General features: G+C 67.8%; 12 protein-coding genes. 3 read left to right on the plus strand and 9 right to left on the minus strand.

The window, feature by feature from the left end:
* The first annotated feature begins 507 nt into the window (after window positions 1–507).
* Window positions 508–1371, plus strand: coding sequence for a crotonase/enoyl-CoA hydratase family protein (locus tag HWX87_RS34135; RefSeq protein ID WP_176051276.1), 864 nt, complete (start codon window positions 508–510; stop codon window positions 1369–1371).
* Window positions 1372–1419: 48 nt separating this feature from the next.
* On the opposite strand, the gene pdeR is transcribed toward HWX87_RS34135, so the two are convergent.
* The 4 genes from pdeR to HWX87_RS34155 all read right to left on the minus strand — a co-directional run bounded on the left by pdeR (window position 1420) and on the right by HWX87_RS34155 (window position 9905).
* Entirely contained in the window at window positions 1420–3423 is a 2004-nt protein-coding gene (gene pdeR, locus HWX87_RS34140) for a cyclic di-GMP phosphodiesterase (RefSeq protein ID WP_176051277.1), read from the minus strand.
* A gap of 563 nt (window positions 3424–3986) precedes the next feature.
* A complete protein-coding gene (locus tag HWX87_RS34145; RefSeq protein WP_176051278.1) occupies window positions 3987–7631 on the minus strand; it encodes a hydantoinase B/oxoprolinase family protein in 3645 nt (1214 codons plus the stop codon).
* Between the two features lie 119 nt (window positions 7632–7750).
* Complete coding sequence (locus HWX87_RS34150) at window positions 7751–9049, minus strand: MFS transporter (RefSeq protein WP_176051279.1); 1299 nt, start codon at window positions 9047–9049, stop codon at window positions 7751–7753.
* An 82-nt stretch (window positions 9050–9131) separates the two neighbouring features.
* A complete protein-coding gene (locus HWX87_RS34155; RefSeq protein ID WP_176051280.1) occupies window positions 9132–9905 on the minus strand; it encodes a putative hydro-lyase in 774 nt (257 codons plus the stop codon).
* 206 nt (window positions 9906–10111) lie between these two features.
* Here HWX87_RS34155 and HWX87_RS34160 point away from each other — a divergent pair, with 206 nt between their 5' ends.
* Both HWX87_RS34160 and HWX87_RS34165 read left to right on the plus strand, forming a co-directional pair.
* Window positions 10112–11044: a LysR family transcriptional regulator gene (locus HWX87_RS34160; protein ID WP_176051281.1), complete on the plus strand. Its 933-nt coding sequence runs from the start codon at window positions 10112–10114 to the stop codon at window positions 11042–11044.
* A gap of 154 nt (window positions 11045–11198) precedes the next feature.
* The gene (locus tag HWX87_RS34165; protein WP_176051282.1) at window positions 11199–12065 is read left to right on the plus strand and encodes a hypothetical protein; all 867 of its coding nucleotides are present in this window, start codon (window positions 11199–11201) and stop codon (window positions 12063–12065) included.
* 90 nt (window positions 12066–12155) lie between these two features.
* Here the strand turns inward: HWX87_RS34165 and HWX87_RS34170 are convergent, their stop codons facing one another.
* The 5 genes from HWX87_RS34170 to HWX87_RS34190 all read right to left on the minus strand — a co-directional run bounded on the left by HWX87_RS34170 (window position 12156) and on the right by HWX87_RS34190 (window position 17269).
* Window positions 12156–13853: a hypothetical protein gene (locus tag HWX87_RS34170; RefSeq protein WP_176051283.1), complete on the minus strand. Its 1698-nt coding sequence runs from the start codon at window positions 13851–13853 to the stop codon at window positions 12156–12158.
* Window positions 13854–14038: 185 nt separating this feature from the next.
* Window positions 14039–14377, minus strand: coding sequence for an antibiotic biosynthesis monooxygenase (locus tag HWX87_RS34175; protein ID WP_176051284.1), 339 nt, complete (start codon window positions 14375–14377; stop codon window positions 14039–14041).
* 65 nt (window positions 14378–14442) lie between these two features.
* Complete coding sequence (locus HWX87_RS34180; RefSeq protein ID WP_176051285.1) at window positions 14443–15417, minus strand: YkgJ family cysteine cluster protein; 975 nt, start codon at window positions 15415–15417, stop codon at window positions 14443–14445.
* Entirely contained in the window at window positions 15411–16223 is an 813-nt protein-coding gene (locus HWX87_RS34185; protein WP_176051286.1) for a MetQ/NlpA family lipoprotein, read from the minus strand. Before HWX87_RS34185 ends, HWX87_RS34180 begins: the two co-directional genes overlap by 7 nt.
* A complete protein-coding gene (locus HWX87_RS34190; protein WP_176051287.1) occupies window positions 16220–17269 on the minus strand; it encodes a formylglycine-generating enzyme family protein in 1050 nt (349 codons plus the stop codon). The genes HWX87_RS34185 and HWX87_RS34190 overlap by 4 nt, the downstream gene beginning before the upstream one ends.
* Window positions 17270–17280 lie beyond the last annotated feature (11 nt).

The following is a 17280-nucleotide window of genomic DNA, read 5'->3' on the forward strand; positions in this document are numbered from 1 at the left end:
TAACCAAGCGCTCATCGCGCTCGCACGGCGACGCTGCGACGTTCTGTTCGCCATGCTGCGCGACGGCACCATTTACCAACCCAAGTCAGTCCCTAACGCTTGACGAAACACATAGGGGCACCCCCCCACGATCGCGATCGCGACCATCCGGTTTCCGTTGCAGCGACGATCGTTCTGCATCGCCGTCGCTGCCGGCCTCCCCGAAATAAATTCACACGCGAAATACCTTCGCAGCCCGCCGGGTCACGCCCGTCCTGCGCCAGATCCGACTGAAACCAGCATCCCGCCTTGCACACAGGCCGTGCATCGATTCATTCGCGTGTAACCGATTTTCCCGCCGCCGCGCGATCGACGACGGCGCGATCAGGTGACCCACTCAACACACCCGTCGAGTTTGCGCGCGCAACAATGGCGATGCCTCGCGCCCGGCGCCCTGCGGGCAACCCGACTCCTCGCATGGCGCCGAGCGCGGCGGTCTTCAAAAACCACATCTCACGAGGACATACCATGCAACTCCAATCCCATCCGGCGTGCCGCCCGTTTTACGAAGCCGGCGAACTGTCGCAACTGACCGCCTTTTACGAAGAAGGCCGTAATGTCATGTGGATGATGCTGCGATCGGAGCCGCGGCCGTGCTTTAACCAACAACTCGTTACCGACATCATCCATCTCGCGCGCGTCGCTCGCGACTCGGGCCTCACGTTCGACTTCTGGGTGACGGGCTCGCTCGTCCCCGAGCTGTTCAACGTCGGCGGCGACCTGAGCTTCTTCGTCGACGCGATCCGCAGCGGCCGGCGCGACCAGCTGATGGCCTACGCGCGCTCGTGCATCGACGGCGTGTACGAGATCTACACGGGCTTCGGCACCGGGGCGATCTCGATCGCGATGGTCGAGGGCAGCGCGCTCGGCGGCGGCTTCGAGGCCGCGCTCGCGCATCACTACGTGCTCGCGCAGAAGGGCGTGAAGCTCGGGTTTCCGGAGATCGCGTTCAACCTGTTCCCGGGCATGGGCGGCTATTCGCTCGTCGCGCGCAAGGCCGATCGGGGCCTCGCGGAGCAACTGATCGCGACCGGTGAAGCGCACGCATCCGAGTGGTACGAGGATCGCGGCCTGATCGACCAGACGTTCGATGCGGGCGACGCGTATCTCGCGACGCGCACCTTCATCGACGTGACGAAGCCGAAGCTGAACGGCGTGCGTGCGATGCTGCGCGCCCGCGAGCGGGTGTTCCAGCTATCGCGCTCCGAGCTGATGGACATCACCGAAGCATGGGTGCATGCGGCGTTCACGATCGAGCCGAAGGACCTCGCGTACATGGAACGCCTGGTGATGCTGCAGAACCGGCGCGTGTCGAAGCTGCGCACGGTGTAGTGCGACGGGCGCCGCCACTTGCGGGCGGCGCCTCCTCATGAACGAGGCTCAGGCGATCAGCCTGAGCTTCCTCGTCTCCGCGAGCCACGCCTCGAACGCCTGCGCCGGCATCGGCCGCGCGTAGTAGTAGCCCTGCGCGTGATCGACGTCGAGCTGCTTGAGGAAATCGGCTTCCGCATGCGTTTCGACGCCTTCGGCGACCACCGCGAAATTCAGCGCCTTCGCGAGCGACACGACCGAGCGCACCAGCGCCTGCGAGCGCGGGTTGCGGTCGATGCCCGTGATGAAGGTGCGGTCGAGCTTGATCGCGTCGAGCGGCAGGCGCGACAGCTGCGACAGCGATGAATAGCCGGTGCCGAAATCGTCGAGATGGATCTCCGCGCCGAGCTGGCGGAACTGCCGCATCAGCCCGATCGCTGCCTCCTCGTCCTCGATGAAGCAGCTCTCGGTCAGCTCGATGTCGAGCAGGCCCGGCTTCAGGCCCGCGCCGTCGAGAATCGACGCGAACTGGTGCACGATGTTCATGTCCTGCAACTGCCGTGCGGACAGGTTCACCGCGATCCGGATGCCGAGCCCCTTCGCCTTCCACGCGGCGGCCTGCGCGGCCGCGGTGCGCATCACCCAGCGCCCGAGCGGCGCGATCAGCCCCGATTCCTCCGCGAAGCGGATGAACTCGACCGGCGCGACGAGCCCGCGATCGGGCGACTGCCAGCGGATCAGCGCCTCGACGCCGTTCACGTCGCCCGTCGCGATATCGACGACCGGCTGGTAGTGCAGCACGAACTGCTCTTCCTCGAGCGCCTTGCGCAGGTTCGTGTCGAGCCACATGTACTTCGCGACCTTCTGGTTCATCTCCAGCGAGAACACGCGGTACGTATGCTTGCCTTCTTCCTTCGCGACGTACATCGCGGTGTCGGCGCTGCGGATCAGCGTCTCGAGCGAATCGCCGTGCTGCGGATGCATCGCGATGCCGATCGAGCAGCTCGTGTAGACCTCCATCAGCCCGAGGTGGATCGGCGTGCGCAGCCGTTCGAGGATGATCTGCGCGGTCGCTTCGAGCAGCGGCCGCGTGCCGTGCTCGAACAGCACGAGGAACTCGTCGCCGCCGAGCCGCGCGAGCGTCGCGCCGGACGGCAGGCAGCCGCTGATGATCGACGACACATCCTGCAGCAGGCGGTCGCCGGTGATGTGCCCGTAGTGATCGTTGACGCGCTTGAAGTTGTCGAGGTCGAGGAACAGGATGCCGACCTGGCCGCGCGTGTCGGGGCTCTCCGCGTCGATCGCCGCGCGGATCCGCTCGCTGATCGCATGGCGGTTCGGCAGCCCGGTGAGCACGTCGGTATTCGCGAGTTCGGTGAGCCGATGCTGCGCGTTGCGCTCCTCGGTGATGTCGATGCCCGAGCAGATCAGGAACTGCTCTTCGATGCCGCTGCCGCTCTGCACGAACTTGTTGCGGAACTGGAACAGGCGCGGCCCGTTGACCGTGTTGATGTAGCGCTCGACCGCGTACGACTGGTTGCTCGCGAAAAAGCCCGTGATGTTGGTGCGCGACTGCGCGCCCTGCTCGGGGCTCATGAACAGCTCGAACGCGCTGCGGCCGATCACGTCGACCTCGCGCTTGCCCGTCACTTCCTCGCACAGGCGGTTGAAGCGCTGCACCATCCCGTTGCGGTCGAGGATCACGACGAGCGAATTCACTTCGGACACGACCTGCTCGGCGAACGCGAGCCCGTGCGCGAGATCGCCCGCGACGGACACCGTATCGGAATAGGCCGAGGCCGTGCCGGCCCAGTCGGTCGTGTTGAGCTTCTTGCCGACGAGATGGAGGCTGACCGGATTGCCGAACAGCGCGATGTCGAGCACGAGGTGCGACGTGACGCCCGTCAGCGCCCGGATCCGCGCAGCCTGCTCGCCCGTCAATGCAACGGCGACGTTGGTCAGGCCGCGCACGGCGGCCAGCTCGAGCGCATTGCTGTCGCTGCCGAGACGCCAGCAGGGGCTGCGCGTACCGACATGCGCCTCGAGCACCGCGCTATCGTTTTCGTCATCCATGGAGCGCCCCGATCCAGAAAAAACGCACAGTGTAGACGGAGGCGAGTGGGCCGACCGCCTTCCCGGGACGCGCAGTGCGCGTGCCCGGCAAGCCAGCCGTGATTGCGGTAACAGCAGCCCTCGTCCCGTACTTGTTTCCAGCTAATGCGACCCGGCGTTCGCGCGTGATGCGCGCAGGTTCTGCCTAACGAATGATGAGAGCCATCTTATCAAATGACGATGAGTATTGGCACTCACATTTAGAGCAGAGTGTCAAGGAATCGGGACTCGATTGGCAAGCCGGATTTTTCATGATTGGCGGCACGCAAAACACCGGATGCGGCACTGCGGGACGAATCGGGTTGAATCGGCTGAATGCCTTTCTGGTCATGGGTTTGCGGCCGGCTCCGCCAGATCGGGGCAGGGCGGCGGAGACGCCGTTCAGACAGGGTCGGATCGCGTCCAGGCGATCCGGTTTTCCGCCATTTTTGATTCCGTTTGTGCGTGAATTCGTTGTTTTATTCCACAGTCCGTCGCAATCTTTTCCGGGCAACCGGCGCGGGCAGCCGCGCCGGTTGCCCCGGTCAGCCCGCCGCGCCGTAACCGCCGCCGCCCGGCGTTTCGACGACGAACACGTCGCCCGGCGCCATCTGCGCACGGCCGATGTGGTCGAGCGCCTCGACCGTGCCGTCCGCCCGCTCGATCGTGTTGCGGCCGAGCGCGCCGGCGTCGCCGCCCGCCGCGCCGAACGGCGCGTGGATCCGGTTGTTCGACAGGATCGACGCGGTCATCGGCTCCAGGAAGCGGATCCGCCGCACCGCGCCGTCGCCGCCGCGCCAGCGCCCGCCACCGCCCGAGCCGGCGCGGATCCGGTGCGAGTCGAGCCGCACCGGGTAGCGCCATTCGAGCACCTCCGGATCGGTCAGCCGCGAGTTCGTCATGTGCGTCTGCACCGCGCCGACGCCCGCGAAGCCGTTACCGGCGCCGCTGCCGCCCGCGATCGTCTCGTAATACTGGTATTGAGCGTTGCCGAATGTGAAGTTATTCATCGTTCCCTGGCTCGACGCGACGCAGCCGAGCGCGCCGTAGAGCGCGTTGGTGATGGCCGACGATGTCTCCACGTTGCCCGACACGACGGCCGCCGGATACTCGGGGTTCAGCATCGAGCGGGCCGGCACGATCACCGTCAGCGGCTTCAGGCAGCCGGCGTTCAACGGGATATCGTCGCCGACCAGCGTGCGGAACACGTACAGCACGGCGGCCATGCAGACGGCCTTCGGCGCGTTGAAATTGTTGTCCAGCTGCGCGGACGTGCCGGAGAAATCGATTTCAGCACGCCGCGCCGCGCGGTCAACGCGGATCGCGACGCGAATTTCCGCGCCGTTGTCGAGCGGGTAACGGTACGCGCCGTCCTGCAGCGCGCCGATCACGCGCCGCACGGCCTCTTCCGCGTTGTCCTGCACGTGCCCCATGAACGCGAGCACGACGTCGCGGCCGAACTGCGCGACCATCCGGCGCAGTTCGTCGACGCCCTTCTGGTTCGCGGCGACCTGCGCGCGCAGGTCGGCCATGTTCTGCTCGACGTTGCGCGCCGGATAGCGGCCCGATGCGAGCAGCGCGCGGGTTTCGGCATCGCGCAGCACGCCGGCCGACACGAGCTGCCAGTTGTCGATCAGCACGCCTTCCTCGTCGATATGCGTCGAATCGGGCGGCATCGAGCCGGGCGTCGTACCGCCGATGTCCGCGTGGTGGCCGCGCGAGCCGACGTAGAACAGCGGCGTGTCCGAGCCGTCGGCAAATACCGGCGTGATGACCGTCACGTCCGGCAGGTGCGTGCCGCCGTGATACGGGTCGTTCAGCATGAAGACGTCGCCGTCGCGCATCCGGCCGCGATTGCGCTCGATCACCGTGCGGATGCTCTCGCCCATCGAGCCGAGGTGCACGGGCATGTGCGGCGCATTCGCGATCAGGTTGCCGTCGCCGTCGAAGATCGCGCACGAGAAGTCGAGCCGCTCCTTGATGTTCACCGAGTACGCGGTGTTCTGCAGCCGCAGCCCCATCTGCTCGGCGATCGACATGAACAGGTTGTTGAAGATCTCGAGCCGCACCGGATCGGCGTCGGTGCCGAGCGAGCGGCGCGTCGGCAGCGGCGTCGTGCGCGTCAGCACGAGGTTGCCCTGCGCGGTCATCTCCGCACGCCAGCCGGGCTCGACGACGGTCGTGCCGTTCTTCTCCGCGACGATCGCCGGGCCGTCGATCGCGTCGCCGGCAAGCAGCGTGTCGCGCACATACAGCGCCGCGTCGTGCCACTGGCCGCCGGAATGGAAGCGCACCGCGGAATCGGCGCGGGGCGTCGCGCCATCGCCCGCCCCGCGCGGCGCCAGCGACGCGATGTCGACCGGGGCGTCCGAGCGACCGATCGCCTCGACCGACGCAAGCTCGGCGACGAGCGGCGTGCCGGGCATCAGGAACGCGTAGCGCTGCCGGTACGCGGCCTCGAACGCCTGCTGCATCGCGTCGACACTGCCGGCCGGCACGTCGAGCGCCGAATCGGTGCCCTGATAGCGCAGGTGCACGCGCCGCTCGGTCGCGATCCGCTCCGGCGGCACGCCCTGTTCGAGCAGCGTGCCGACGGCCTCGTCGGCCAGCCGGTCGAGCGCCGCGTTCAGCGCCGGCAACGATGCGTCGGACAGCACGGCCTCGACCGCGCGCTCGCGCATCGCCGTCTGGTCGGCGAGGCCCATCCCGTATGCGGACAGCACACCCGCGAGCGGATGCGCGAACACCTGCGTCATCCCGAGCGCGTCGGCCACGCCGCATGCGTGCTGGCCGCCCGCGCCGCCGAACGTCGTCAGCACGTAGCGCGACACGTCGTGGCCGCGCTGCACGGAAATCTTCTTGATCGCGTTCGCCATGCTGCCGATCGCGATCTCCAGGAAGCCTTCGGCCAGCGCCTCGGGCGTCTCGCGCCGCCCCGTCGCCGCGTGGATCTCGTCAGCGAGCGCCGCGAACTTCGCGACCACGCCGTCGCGGTCGAGCGGTTCGTCCGCACGCGGGCCGAACACGCGCGGGAAATGGTCCGGCTGGATCTTGCCGAGCATCACGTTGCAGTCGGTGACCGTCAGCGGGCCGCCGCGCCGGTACGCGGCCGGCCCCGGGTTCGCGCCGGCCGATTCGGGCCCGACGCGCAGCCGCGCGCCGTCGAAGCCGAGCACCGAGCCGCCGCCGGCCGCGACCGTGTGGATGCTCATCATCGGCGCGCGCATCCGCACGCCGGCCACCTGCGTCTCGAACTCGCGCTCGAACTCGCCGTTGTAGTGCGACACGTCGGTCGACGTGCCGCCCATGTCGAAGCCGATCACCTGGCCGAAGCCGGCCGCGCGCGCCGCGCGCACCATCCCGACGATGCCGCCGGCCGGACCCGACAGGATCGCGTCCTTGCCCTGGAACGCATCGGCGCGCGTCAGCCCGCCGCTGCTCTGCATGAACTGCAGGTTCACGCCCGGCATCTCGTGCGCGACCTGCTCGACGTAGCGGCGCAGGATCGGCGACAGGTACGCGTCGACGACGGTCGTATCGCCGCGCGACACCATCTTCATCAGCGGCGACACCTCGTGCGACACCGACACCTGCGTGAAGCCGATGCGGCGCGCGAGTTCCGCCAGCGCGCGTTCGTGCGCGGTGTAGCGGTAGCCGTGGATCAGCACGATCGCGAGCGCACGCACGCCGCTGTCGAACACGCGGCGCAGCGACGCTTCGGCCCCCTGAAGATCGAGCGGCACGACGACGTCGCCATGCGCGCCGACGCGCTCGTCGATCTCGACGACGGTTTCGTACAGTGCATCGGGCAGCACGATGTCGAGGTCGAACAGGCGCGGCCGGTTCTGGTAAGCGATGCGCAGCACGTCGCGAAAACCGTGCGTCGTCGCGAGCGCGGTGCGTTCGCCCTTGCGTTCGAGCAATGCGTTGGTCGCGACCGTCGTGCCCATCTTCACCATGTCGACGTGCGCGGGCGTGATCGGTTCGCCTGCCGCGAGGCCCAGCAGGTGGCGGATGCCGGCCACGGCCGCGTCGCGGTACTGCTCGGGGTTCTCCGACAGCAGCTTGTGCGTGACGAGCGTGCCGTCGGGCCGGCGCGCGACGATGTCGGTGAAGGTGCCGCCGCGGTCGATCCAGAATTGCCAGCGCGCGGCGTCGGAGGGAACGGAAGAAAGGTGTCGATCAGTCATGATGTCGGGTCGATGCGTCGTGGAATCGAGGGACGAGCGCCGCCGCACGGCGCGCGTCGCGCGCCGTGTCACGGTCTCGATGAAAGGGGAAAAAAACGAAGGGCGGGCCGCCCCGCCGCTTACGCGGCGTCGAGTTCGCGGCCGCGGGTCTCGGGCAGCGTCAGCGCGGCGACGATCACCACGCCGTAGGCGGCGACCGCGAAGATGCCGATGCTCGTGCCGAGCCCGTATTGCTTCGACAGCGCGCCGATCAGGAACGGGAACAGCGCACCGATCGCGCGGCCCACGTTGTAGCAGAAGCCCTGGCCGGAACCGCGCACGCGGGTCGGGAACAGCTCGGTGAGGAACGCGCCCATCCCCGAGAAGATGCCCGAAGCGAAGAAGCCGAGCGGGAAGCCGAGCCACAGCATCGACGCGTTGGTCAGGTTCAGCGACGTGTACGCGAATGCGATCACCATCGAGCCGACCGCGAACAGGATGAAGTTCGGCTTGCGGCCGAGGCGGTCGGTCAGGTACGCGCTCGTCAGGTAGCCGACCCACGAACCGAAGATGATCATCGCGAGATAGCCGCCGGTGCCCATCACCGTGAGGTGACGCTCGGTCTTCAGGAAGGTCGGCAGCCACGTCGTGATCGCGTAGTAGCCGCCCTGCGCGCCGGTCGTCAGCAGCGCCGCGCGCAGCGTCGTCGTGATCAGCTTCGGCGCGAAGATCTCGGTCAGGCGCGGCGCATCGGCCACCTTCGCCTGCGCGGCCTTCTCCTTCTCGTAGACGTCCGGTTCCTTCACGTAGCGGCGGATCGCGACGACCAGCAACGCCGGCGCGAGCCCGACCAGGAACAGCGCGCGCCACGCCTGCTCGGCCGGCAGCACCGAGAACAGCAGCGCATACAGCAATGCGCACAGCCCCCAGCCGATCGCCCAGCCCGACTGCACGAGGCCGACCGCCTTGCCGCGATCACGGGCGCGAATCACTTCACCGATCAGCACCGCGCCGGCCGTCCATTCGCCGCCGAAGCCGAAGCCCATCAACGCGCGCGCCGCGAGCAGCTGGTGGTAGCTCTGCGCGAGCCCGCACAACGCGGTGAACACGGCGAACCACAGCACCGTGAGCTGCAGCGTGCGCACGCGGCCGATCCGGTCGGACAGGATGCCGGCGATCCAGCCGCCGAGCGCCGACGCGAGCAGCGTGATCGTGCCGATGAAGCCGGCGTCCGCGAGCGAGATGCCCCACGTCGCGACGAGCGTCGGGATCACGAACGACAGCATCTGCGTGTCCATCCCGTCGAGCATGTAGCCGACCTTGCAGCTCCAGAACGCGCGGCGCTCGCGCGGCTGCGCATCGGCGTACCACGAGAACAGGCCGCTGCGCTCGGGGCTCGCGGGCTCCGCGGCGGGTGCCGCGAGGGTCTTGCTTTCCATGGTGGTGCTCCTGTCGTTATGCGCGTTCGAATGGCGATCGTGCGTGCGGTATGTCGTGCGTGGCCGTCTGCCGGCCCGGAATTCAGAATACGGCGAGCGACGCGTTCGTGATGTCGGTCATCAGCATGTGGCCGGGCGTATGCGCGATCGCGATCGGCAGCTTCGCGTCCATCAGCGCGGTTTGCGGCGTCACGCCGCACGCCCAGAACACCGGCAGCTCGCCGTCGCGGATCGTGACTGCATCGCCGAACTCGGGTGCGTTCAGATCGGCAATGCCGAGTTCCCCCGGATGGCCGATGTGGATCGGCGCGCCGTGCACGCCCGGGAACCGGCTCGTGATCTGCACCGCGCGGATCGCCTCGGCGCCGCGCATCGGCCGCATCGACACGACCAGCTGGCCGCCGAAGATGCCCGCGCGGCGATTCGGAACCGACGTGCGGTACATCGGCACGTTGCGCCCCTCCTCGACGTGGCGCAGCCCGATCCCCTCGCGGGCAAGCATGTCCTCGAACGAGAACGAGCAGCCGATCGCGAACACGACGAAATCGTCGCGCCACAACGCTTCCAGCGACTCGACGCGCTCGGTCAGGCGGCCGTCGCGGTACACGTTGTAGCTCGGCACGTCGGTGCGGATGTCGAGATCCTCGCCGAGCGCGTCGATCCGGAACGCGCCCGGTTCGCCGACACCCAGCAGCGGGCACGCTTTCGGGTTCGCCTGGCAGAAGCGCAGGAAATCGTGCGCATACGCGTCGGGCAGGATCGCGAGGTTCGCTTGCGCAAACGGGCCGCAATGGCCGGCGGTCGGGCCGCGGAACGCGCCGTGGCGCACGGACTGGCGGAATTCGGAAGGCATCATGGTGTCGGGTCGCAGATCGGGATGTCGTCGGGATGACGGTGGCGTGTCATCGGATACGGCGAAGAATAGAAAAGAAAAAATTTTGTCGCCAACGAGTTTTTTTGCGCCTCTTGTATAGAATTTCTTAACACCTCTCGGGGTTTTCCCCTGCTCCGTTCACTTTTCCTCACCGGCAAAGTGCGCCTTCGTCCTCCTCCCGATCGGCCATGAACACGCGTTTTCTCGAAACCTTCGTCACACTCGCGAAGCTGCGCAACTTCCGCACGACGGCCGCCGCGCTGCACGCGACGCCGGCCGCGATCTCGCAGCGCCTGAAGGCGCTGGAGGACGAATTGCAGACGATACTCGTCGATCGCGACAGTCGTGAATTCCGGCTCACGCCGAACGGCGAGTACCTGCTCGGCTATGCGAAAGCCGTGGTCGAGGCCACGCAGGAGCTGCAGGCCGCCGCGTCCGGCGAAAGCGCGCTGCGCGGCAAGCTGCGGCTCGGCGTGATCGAGACCGTCGTGCACAGCTGGCTGCCGCACTATATGCGGCGGCTGGCGGCCGACTATCCGCAGCTGGAAATCGACCTGACCGTCGACGTGAGCGTCGTGCTGCAGCGCCGGCTGATGGCCGGTGAGCTCGACCTGATCATCCGCGTGGAAGGCAGCGACGAGGCGTCGGTCGTGTGCGACGCGCTCGCGAACTATCCGGTGCGCTGGATCGCGCGCGCGGGACTGTTGCCGAACACGCGCACGGGCCTCGCGCGGCAGGTGCTGCGCCAGCCGATCCTGACCTACGGGCGCGGCACCGCGCCCCATCGCGCGCTGGAAGACATCGTGCGCGCGCTCGCGCACGCGCATGGCGTGCCGCTGTCGGAGACGCGCATCACCGGGTCGCCGTCGATCTCGGTGATCGTGCAGCTGGTGCGCGACGGTTTCGGCGTCGCCGCGATTCCGGTGCTGTTCGTCGATGCGCTGATCGAAAGCGGTGAGGTTGTCGAGCTGCCGCTGCAGCCGTCGCCGCCGTCGATCGTCGTGTCGATGTCGCGGCGGGCGGATGCGCCAAGGTTCGTGCACGGCGCGTCGATTGCCGCGCGGGCGGCGTGTCATGAGTATTGCGAGAAGAGCAAGCGGTTGCTGGTCGAGGCGCTTTGACTTTGCAGCGGTGGATGACGTGCGTTCGACATCGTTGCGGGAATCACCCACAATCGCCTTCGGCGCGTTTGCACTTCGCGCTACGTATCGTGAATGACGGCACGGCCGTCCGGCATTCACCGCTTCGCATGACCCTGCACGCCAGGAAGGCAACATGCCGATCCGATCCGCTTCCAACCGCCTGAACCTCGCGCGCGCCGTGATCATCGCGCTGTATGTCGCGTCGCTGCTGCTGCCCGTCGCGGCCGAACCGCCGAATGCGGCCGGCGCGGTGAGCTGGTGGCACGGGTACACGGTGCTCGCGCTCGGCGGGCTCGCGATCCTCGACCTGCAGTTCGCGTGGCTTGGCAACCCGCTGCTCGTCGTCGCACTGATCAAGCCGAACCGTACCGTGTCCGCGCTGCTCGCCGTGGTCGTCGTGTTCGCGATCGGGTGGCACACGATCCCGACCGACGCGAACTACGAAAAGATCAGCACGTTCGGCGCCGGGTATTACCTGTGGATTGCGGCAATGGTCAGCGGCGCGGCGTTGCCGTGGATCGATGGGCTCGGGCGGAAAGACCGTGTTGCGGCCGAAACGATTGCCGCTGCCGCACCGGCAAGCACCAGCCGCCCGGTGCAACCGCATGCCGCACCGTCATCGGCCCGCCCGCCGAGCCGGCAAGGCGGCTGGACCGTGGCCGCGACCGACACGCGCATCGAGTCGACCGACCAGACCGGCGCAACTCGCGGGATCGCGCTGTCCGACCTCGGTGCAGTCCTGATCGAAACCAACGACCAGGGGCCGTTCGTGTCGGATGTCTGGTGGATCCTGTTCGACACGAACCAGCAGTTCGCGTGCGGGTTCCCGCAGGACACCGAAGGCGCGAAGGCCGCGATCGACCTGCTGCTCGACCTGCCCGGCATCGATCATCGCAAGGTCATCGACGCGCAGACGTCGATCCAGAACGCGACGTTCCCGATCTGGGAGCGTGCGGCGCACGCCGAGCCGAAGGACGACAAAACGCAACGCACCGGCTGAAAACGCGGGTCGATCATTGCTGAAGGCACGGCCGGCCGCCGCAACGCGTGGCCGTGCCCCGATCCCGGTTTCAGCCGGGCATCACCCGCGTCAGTGCGACCGGCCCGTTTCCGTACCCGGCGCGAACGAGATGCCGCGCAGCACTTCCGCAAACTTCGCCGTACGCAGCACCGCGAACCGCTCCGTGGCGGCCGTCGTCGCGCTCGTGTTGCGCAGCACGTCGCGCACCGCGACGAGCCGGTTCGGATCGGCGCCGACGTCGCCGTTGCCGCTGACCGTCGACGTGATCGCCCAGATCGTCACCGTGCCGTCGCGTTCGACGCGGCCCGTCAGGTTGCGCAGGCCGGCCGTCGCCGGCGCCCACGGCAACCCCGTCGCCGCATTGTTGCCGAGCGGATAGCCCGCCACCGAATACGGCTTGCCGAGGTCCAGCCCGTTCTGCAGCGTGTACGCGAGCTTCCACTGCTTCGTGCCCGCGTCGTACACCCACTTCTGCAGGCCGGCGCCCGTCTGTGCGGCCGCATGCGTGTACAGGTCCGCGCCACCCGTGTAGCCGTCGCCTTCATCCGCGACGTACAGCGTGTTCGCGTCGGCGAACCACATCCCGAACGGGTAGGAGAGCGTCGAAGCGGTCTTGTTCGGCGTGGTCGGGAAGCCCGCCAGCACGCACATGTTGTTCGGCAAACCCGTCGTCTGCAGCGTCGCCGCGTTGTACGCGAGCGGCGCCGTCGGCAGCACGGCCTTCGGCGACGGCACACCGACGCCCGACGGGCACGCGCTGCCGGTCGTATCGACGAAGTACACGGTGTTCACGCCGTTGCCGCCGCTGCCCTTCGTGTAGTACACGACGTTGTCGTGCACCGCGATGCCGCGGAAGTTGTCGTCCTTGCCGATCTTGTCGGCCTTCGCGCCGAGTTCCGTGACCGAGAAGCTCGCGAGCGGCGTCGGCACGCCCGGATCCTGCTGCGCTTCGTGGTGCTTCGCGCCGTCGATCAGTTGCGCACCCGCGCCGAGGATCACGTTGTCCGGTTGCGGATTCGAACCGTTGCCGGCATTGCCCGACGTGTAGTAGATCTCGCGGCCGTCGCGGTTGTTCAGGATCGCCGCGCGGCCGTTGTTGCCGCTGTACGCGTTCGTCTCGGTGAAGCGGAAATGGCCGTGGCGATCGACGCGCGCGATCGCGCGGTAGAAGGTCTGCCCGTCCGGGTTCGTCGTATCGACCGCGAGCGGCGTGTTCGAGTTCGACACGTCGATCGCGTTGACCGGTGCGACGTAACCCATGAACGTCAGGTAATTGCCGTCGGCCGACAGGTGCAAGCCGAGTTCCGACTTCGAGCTGAAGCTCGTCACCATCTGGTCGTGCGCGAAGCCTTTCTGCAGGCTGTTCGGCACTTCGAGCGTGCTGACGTTGCCGCCCGCCGGCGTGATCTGGTCGAGGAAGATGCGCGACGTGATCCCGAAGCTGCCGTCGTAGCGATCGTTGTTCCACACGGTCGGATAGGTGCCGTCGTTCGGCGCGCCGGAAGCCGCACCGCAACCGCCTGTGGTCTTCGCGCAGTTCGGCGGCAGGATCGCGCCGGGTTGCACGTTGGCGGACAGGTTGTCGTACACGCTGCGGCTGAGCACCAGGAAGCCCGGTACGAAACCCGGTGCAAAGCGGCTTTCGCCGCCGTCATTCGGGGCGGCCTGAGCGCAGACGCTCGCGGCGATCAGCGTGAGTGCGACAACGGGAACGGTTCGATCGCGCAGCGCGCGGCGGCGCTTCGCGGACAAGGCGAAATTCGGCATGGACAAGGCTCCGTACGACATCGAGTGGGGATGTTGTTGTGGACAGACTGACGACGTGAAGCCACGCCACCTTAGCCATGCTTGATGAAGAATTGATTGCACACGATGCCGCCGGAACCCGCAGACAAATACGGGCGTGACTCGCGCCTCTTGTTGTTATTTATCCGTAATGCGAAAGAAATGAATCAGACAGCCGGCGACGCGGATTGCCCCGCATGCGGCTGCGCCAGCTTGCCGTCGCCGTACTCGCGGAGCACCTTCGAGATCACGACGCGATAGCCGTCGAGCCAGCGCGCCTGCTTCGCTTTCGCTTCGAGATGCGCCGGATGCTGCATCAACTGCTGCAGCGCCGCCTCGGACTCCCAGTAGTAGACGTTCTGGATCAGCCCCGCTTCGGCGTTCTCCCACGTTTCCTCGCCGAGATAGCCGGGCGTCGCGCGCGCCATGTCGGCGATCTGCCGGTCGAGCCGGTGGAATTCGTCGTCGTATTGCCCGGCACGGAAAATGAAGGTCGACGCGTACATGCACGCTCCATCGAAGTCGGTTGAAAGAGCGCCAAGTGTACGGCACGCACGGCGTGCCACGTTCGTTACGCGGTGAGCGGATCGGTGTCGAGCCATGCGTCGATGCATGACGCGTCTTCACGCGCACCGGCCGCCGGCGCCGGCATCGCCGCAAGCGCATGCCGCGCACGTTCGAGCGCCTGCGCGAAGCCGCGCAACTCGCGCGTCGCTGGCCGGTCGTCGACGCGTCGACGTGCGAGCGCCGCGTCGACGTTCGCGCCGATCAACGCGAGTTGCGCGTCGATGAAGTCGGCGCACAGCGCGCGGCAATGCGCGGAAACCGACGCGACGGTCAGCAGCACGGGAACGATCGACACGCTCAGGTAACCGCCCGGTGCGAGCCGCGACAACGCATGGCGCACGTCCTGCCCGCCGTCGGTCAACGACGCGAACACCGCATCGCGCCACACCGCGCGCTCGAAAGCGAGCGCATCGCGATGCGCGTCGAGCGCCGCGCGATCCGCGACCTGCCCGGCCGTTACCAGCGGAATCGGAAAGGAAGATTCGAGAGAAGGCCGCGCGGCTCCCGCCTCGACGATGCAGTTCGCGCCCAGCCATGCCGTTTCGTCACGCCGTGCGGCAAGCACACGCGACTGCAACCGGTCAGGCAACATCGGATCGAGCGGCACCGCGCCGCAGATCGACGGTTTCTCCGCGTGCACACTGCAGCGGCCGTCGTCGGCGAGCGCCGCACAACGGCCGAGCGACGGATAGTCGTAACCCTGCAGCGTCAGCGCTACCCATTCGCCATTCGCGCCGCCGATGCGATGGAACAGCCGGTCGGCCAGCGCCTCGGATGCCGCGACATCATCCGCATCGAGCGCATGCTCGTGCCCGCCCGCACGCCAGCGTTCGCCGATCCGCCGCTTCGGCACGCGACGGATCGTCAGCGCGCCGACGAAGCGATGCCGATGCCGGAACAGTTCGCGCAACGACAGCGTCGGCGCGCTGTTGCAGCAGCGTCCGCATGCATTGCACGCAAGCACATACGTCTCTACCACGGCCGCCGCACCGAATCCTGGTAGCGCGTGAGGATGAAGCGCGCGACGTCGTCCGAGTGATACGCGGCGACGAGCTGCGCGACCCACGGTTTCGCGCGATCGGCGTCGCGCACCGTCAGCACATTCGCATACGGCGAGCGGGCATCCTCGAGGCTGATGCTGTCGCGCGCGGGTTGCAGCCCCGCGCGGGCGGCATCGTCGCTGTCGATCGCGACGAACGCGGCCGTATCGAGCGCCGCGTAAAGCCGGTCACGGCGCAGCGCGACAAGTTTCAGTCCAAGCCGGTTTCCGGTCACGTCGCGCAGCGTCGCGTGCAACCCGGCCTTCTCGCGCAACGTCACCACCGTGTCGTTCTGCAGCAGCACGAGCGCGCGTGCCATTCCGCGCGGATCGGCGGGAAGCGCGACCGTCGCGCCCGGTTGCAACGCGTTCAGGCTTTTCAGCTTGCGCGAATAAAACGCCATCGGCAGCGTGACGGTCGGCGCGACGTCGGTCAGTGCGTAGCGCTTCTGCGTGCGCGTCGCGGCAAGCTGCTGCGCATCCTCGAAGCTGGCCGCGTCGATCCGGCCATCGGCCAGCGCCGTGTCGATATGTGACCCATCGTCGAATTCGACGACATCGATACCCAATCCTCGCGTGGCGGCAACCCGCCTCACTTCGTCCAGGATCTGCGCATGCACGCCGCGCGTGACGCCGACGCGCACCGCCGGTACAACGGTGTCGGCCGCCACCGCCGCTCCCTGCTGCACGACACCGCACGCGGCCAGCAACCACACGGAAGCGAATCGCACGAAGCCCTTCGTCATGACGCATCCCTCAGAATCGTGCGAAAGCCGATGTGCGACGCACCGAGATCGGCTTCCTGCTGTTCGCGCGACGACGCGCGATAGCGCACGCAGTAATCGCGCGAGCACAGGAACGAGCCGCCCTTGATGACCATCGGCGTATCGTGCCGGCGTGTCGGCGGTGCGACGGCCGCCGTGTCGCCGTTCGTGTGCGACTGATGCGGGCCCGTATACGCGTCCTTCGTCCATTCCCATGCGTTGCCGATCATGTCGTAGAGCCGGAAGCCGTTCGCCGCGTAGCAACCGACGGGCGCGAGCCCCGCATGACCGTCCTCGGCCGTGTCGAGCACCGGGAACGCGCCCTGCCAGTAGTTCGCCGCCGGCTTGCCCTGCGCATCGCGCGGCGCCGCATCGAGCGACGCATCGTCGCGGCCGGCCTTGCCCGCGTATTCCCATTCCGCTTCGGTCGGCAGATCACGGCCGAGCCAGTGCGCATACGCGAACGCGTCGCGCTGCGTGACGAGCGTGACGGGCAGGTTGCCGAGCCCGTCGACGTCGCTGCCCGGCCCGCGCGGATGACGCCACGACGCACCCTTCACCCACGACCACCACGCGAGGTCGCGCGCATTCATCTCGTCGCGCGTCGGCACGTGGAACACCGCCGCGCCGCCCTGCTGCTCGGCCTCGGTCACATAGCCGGTCGCCTGCACGAAGGCGGCGAACTGCGCGATCGTCACGTCGGTCTGGTCGATCCAGAAGCCGCCGACGCGCGCGCGGCCGTCGCCGACCGGCCGCTCGTCCGCATAGCCGCGCGTGCTGCCGAACACGAACGCGCCGCCGCGCAGGTGCACCATCCCGGCCTGCGGGTCGTCGCGCCACTTCGCGGGCAGCCCCGAGTAGCGTTCGCACTGGCGTTCCGAACCGAGCGGCGCAAGCGCGCGGCCGCGATTCAGGTCGTCGAATGCGCCGCCTGCCGGCGCCGCCGAATTCGCATAGCCCACCGCGAACGCGGCGGCGAACAGCGTGGCGGCGAGCGCCGCGCCGGTCGTCCAGAAGCGGAACTGCATCGTGTCGTCCC

The organism is Burkholderia sp. BCC1644, from assembly GCF_902833225.1.
In the GTDB taxonomy this organism is placed as follows: domain Bacteria; phylum Pseudomonadota; class Gammaproteobacteria; order Burkholderiales; family Burkholderiaceae; genus Burkholderia.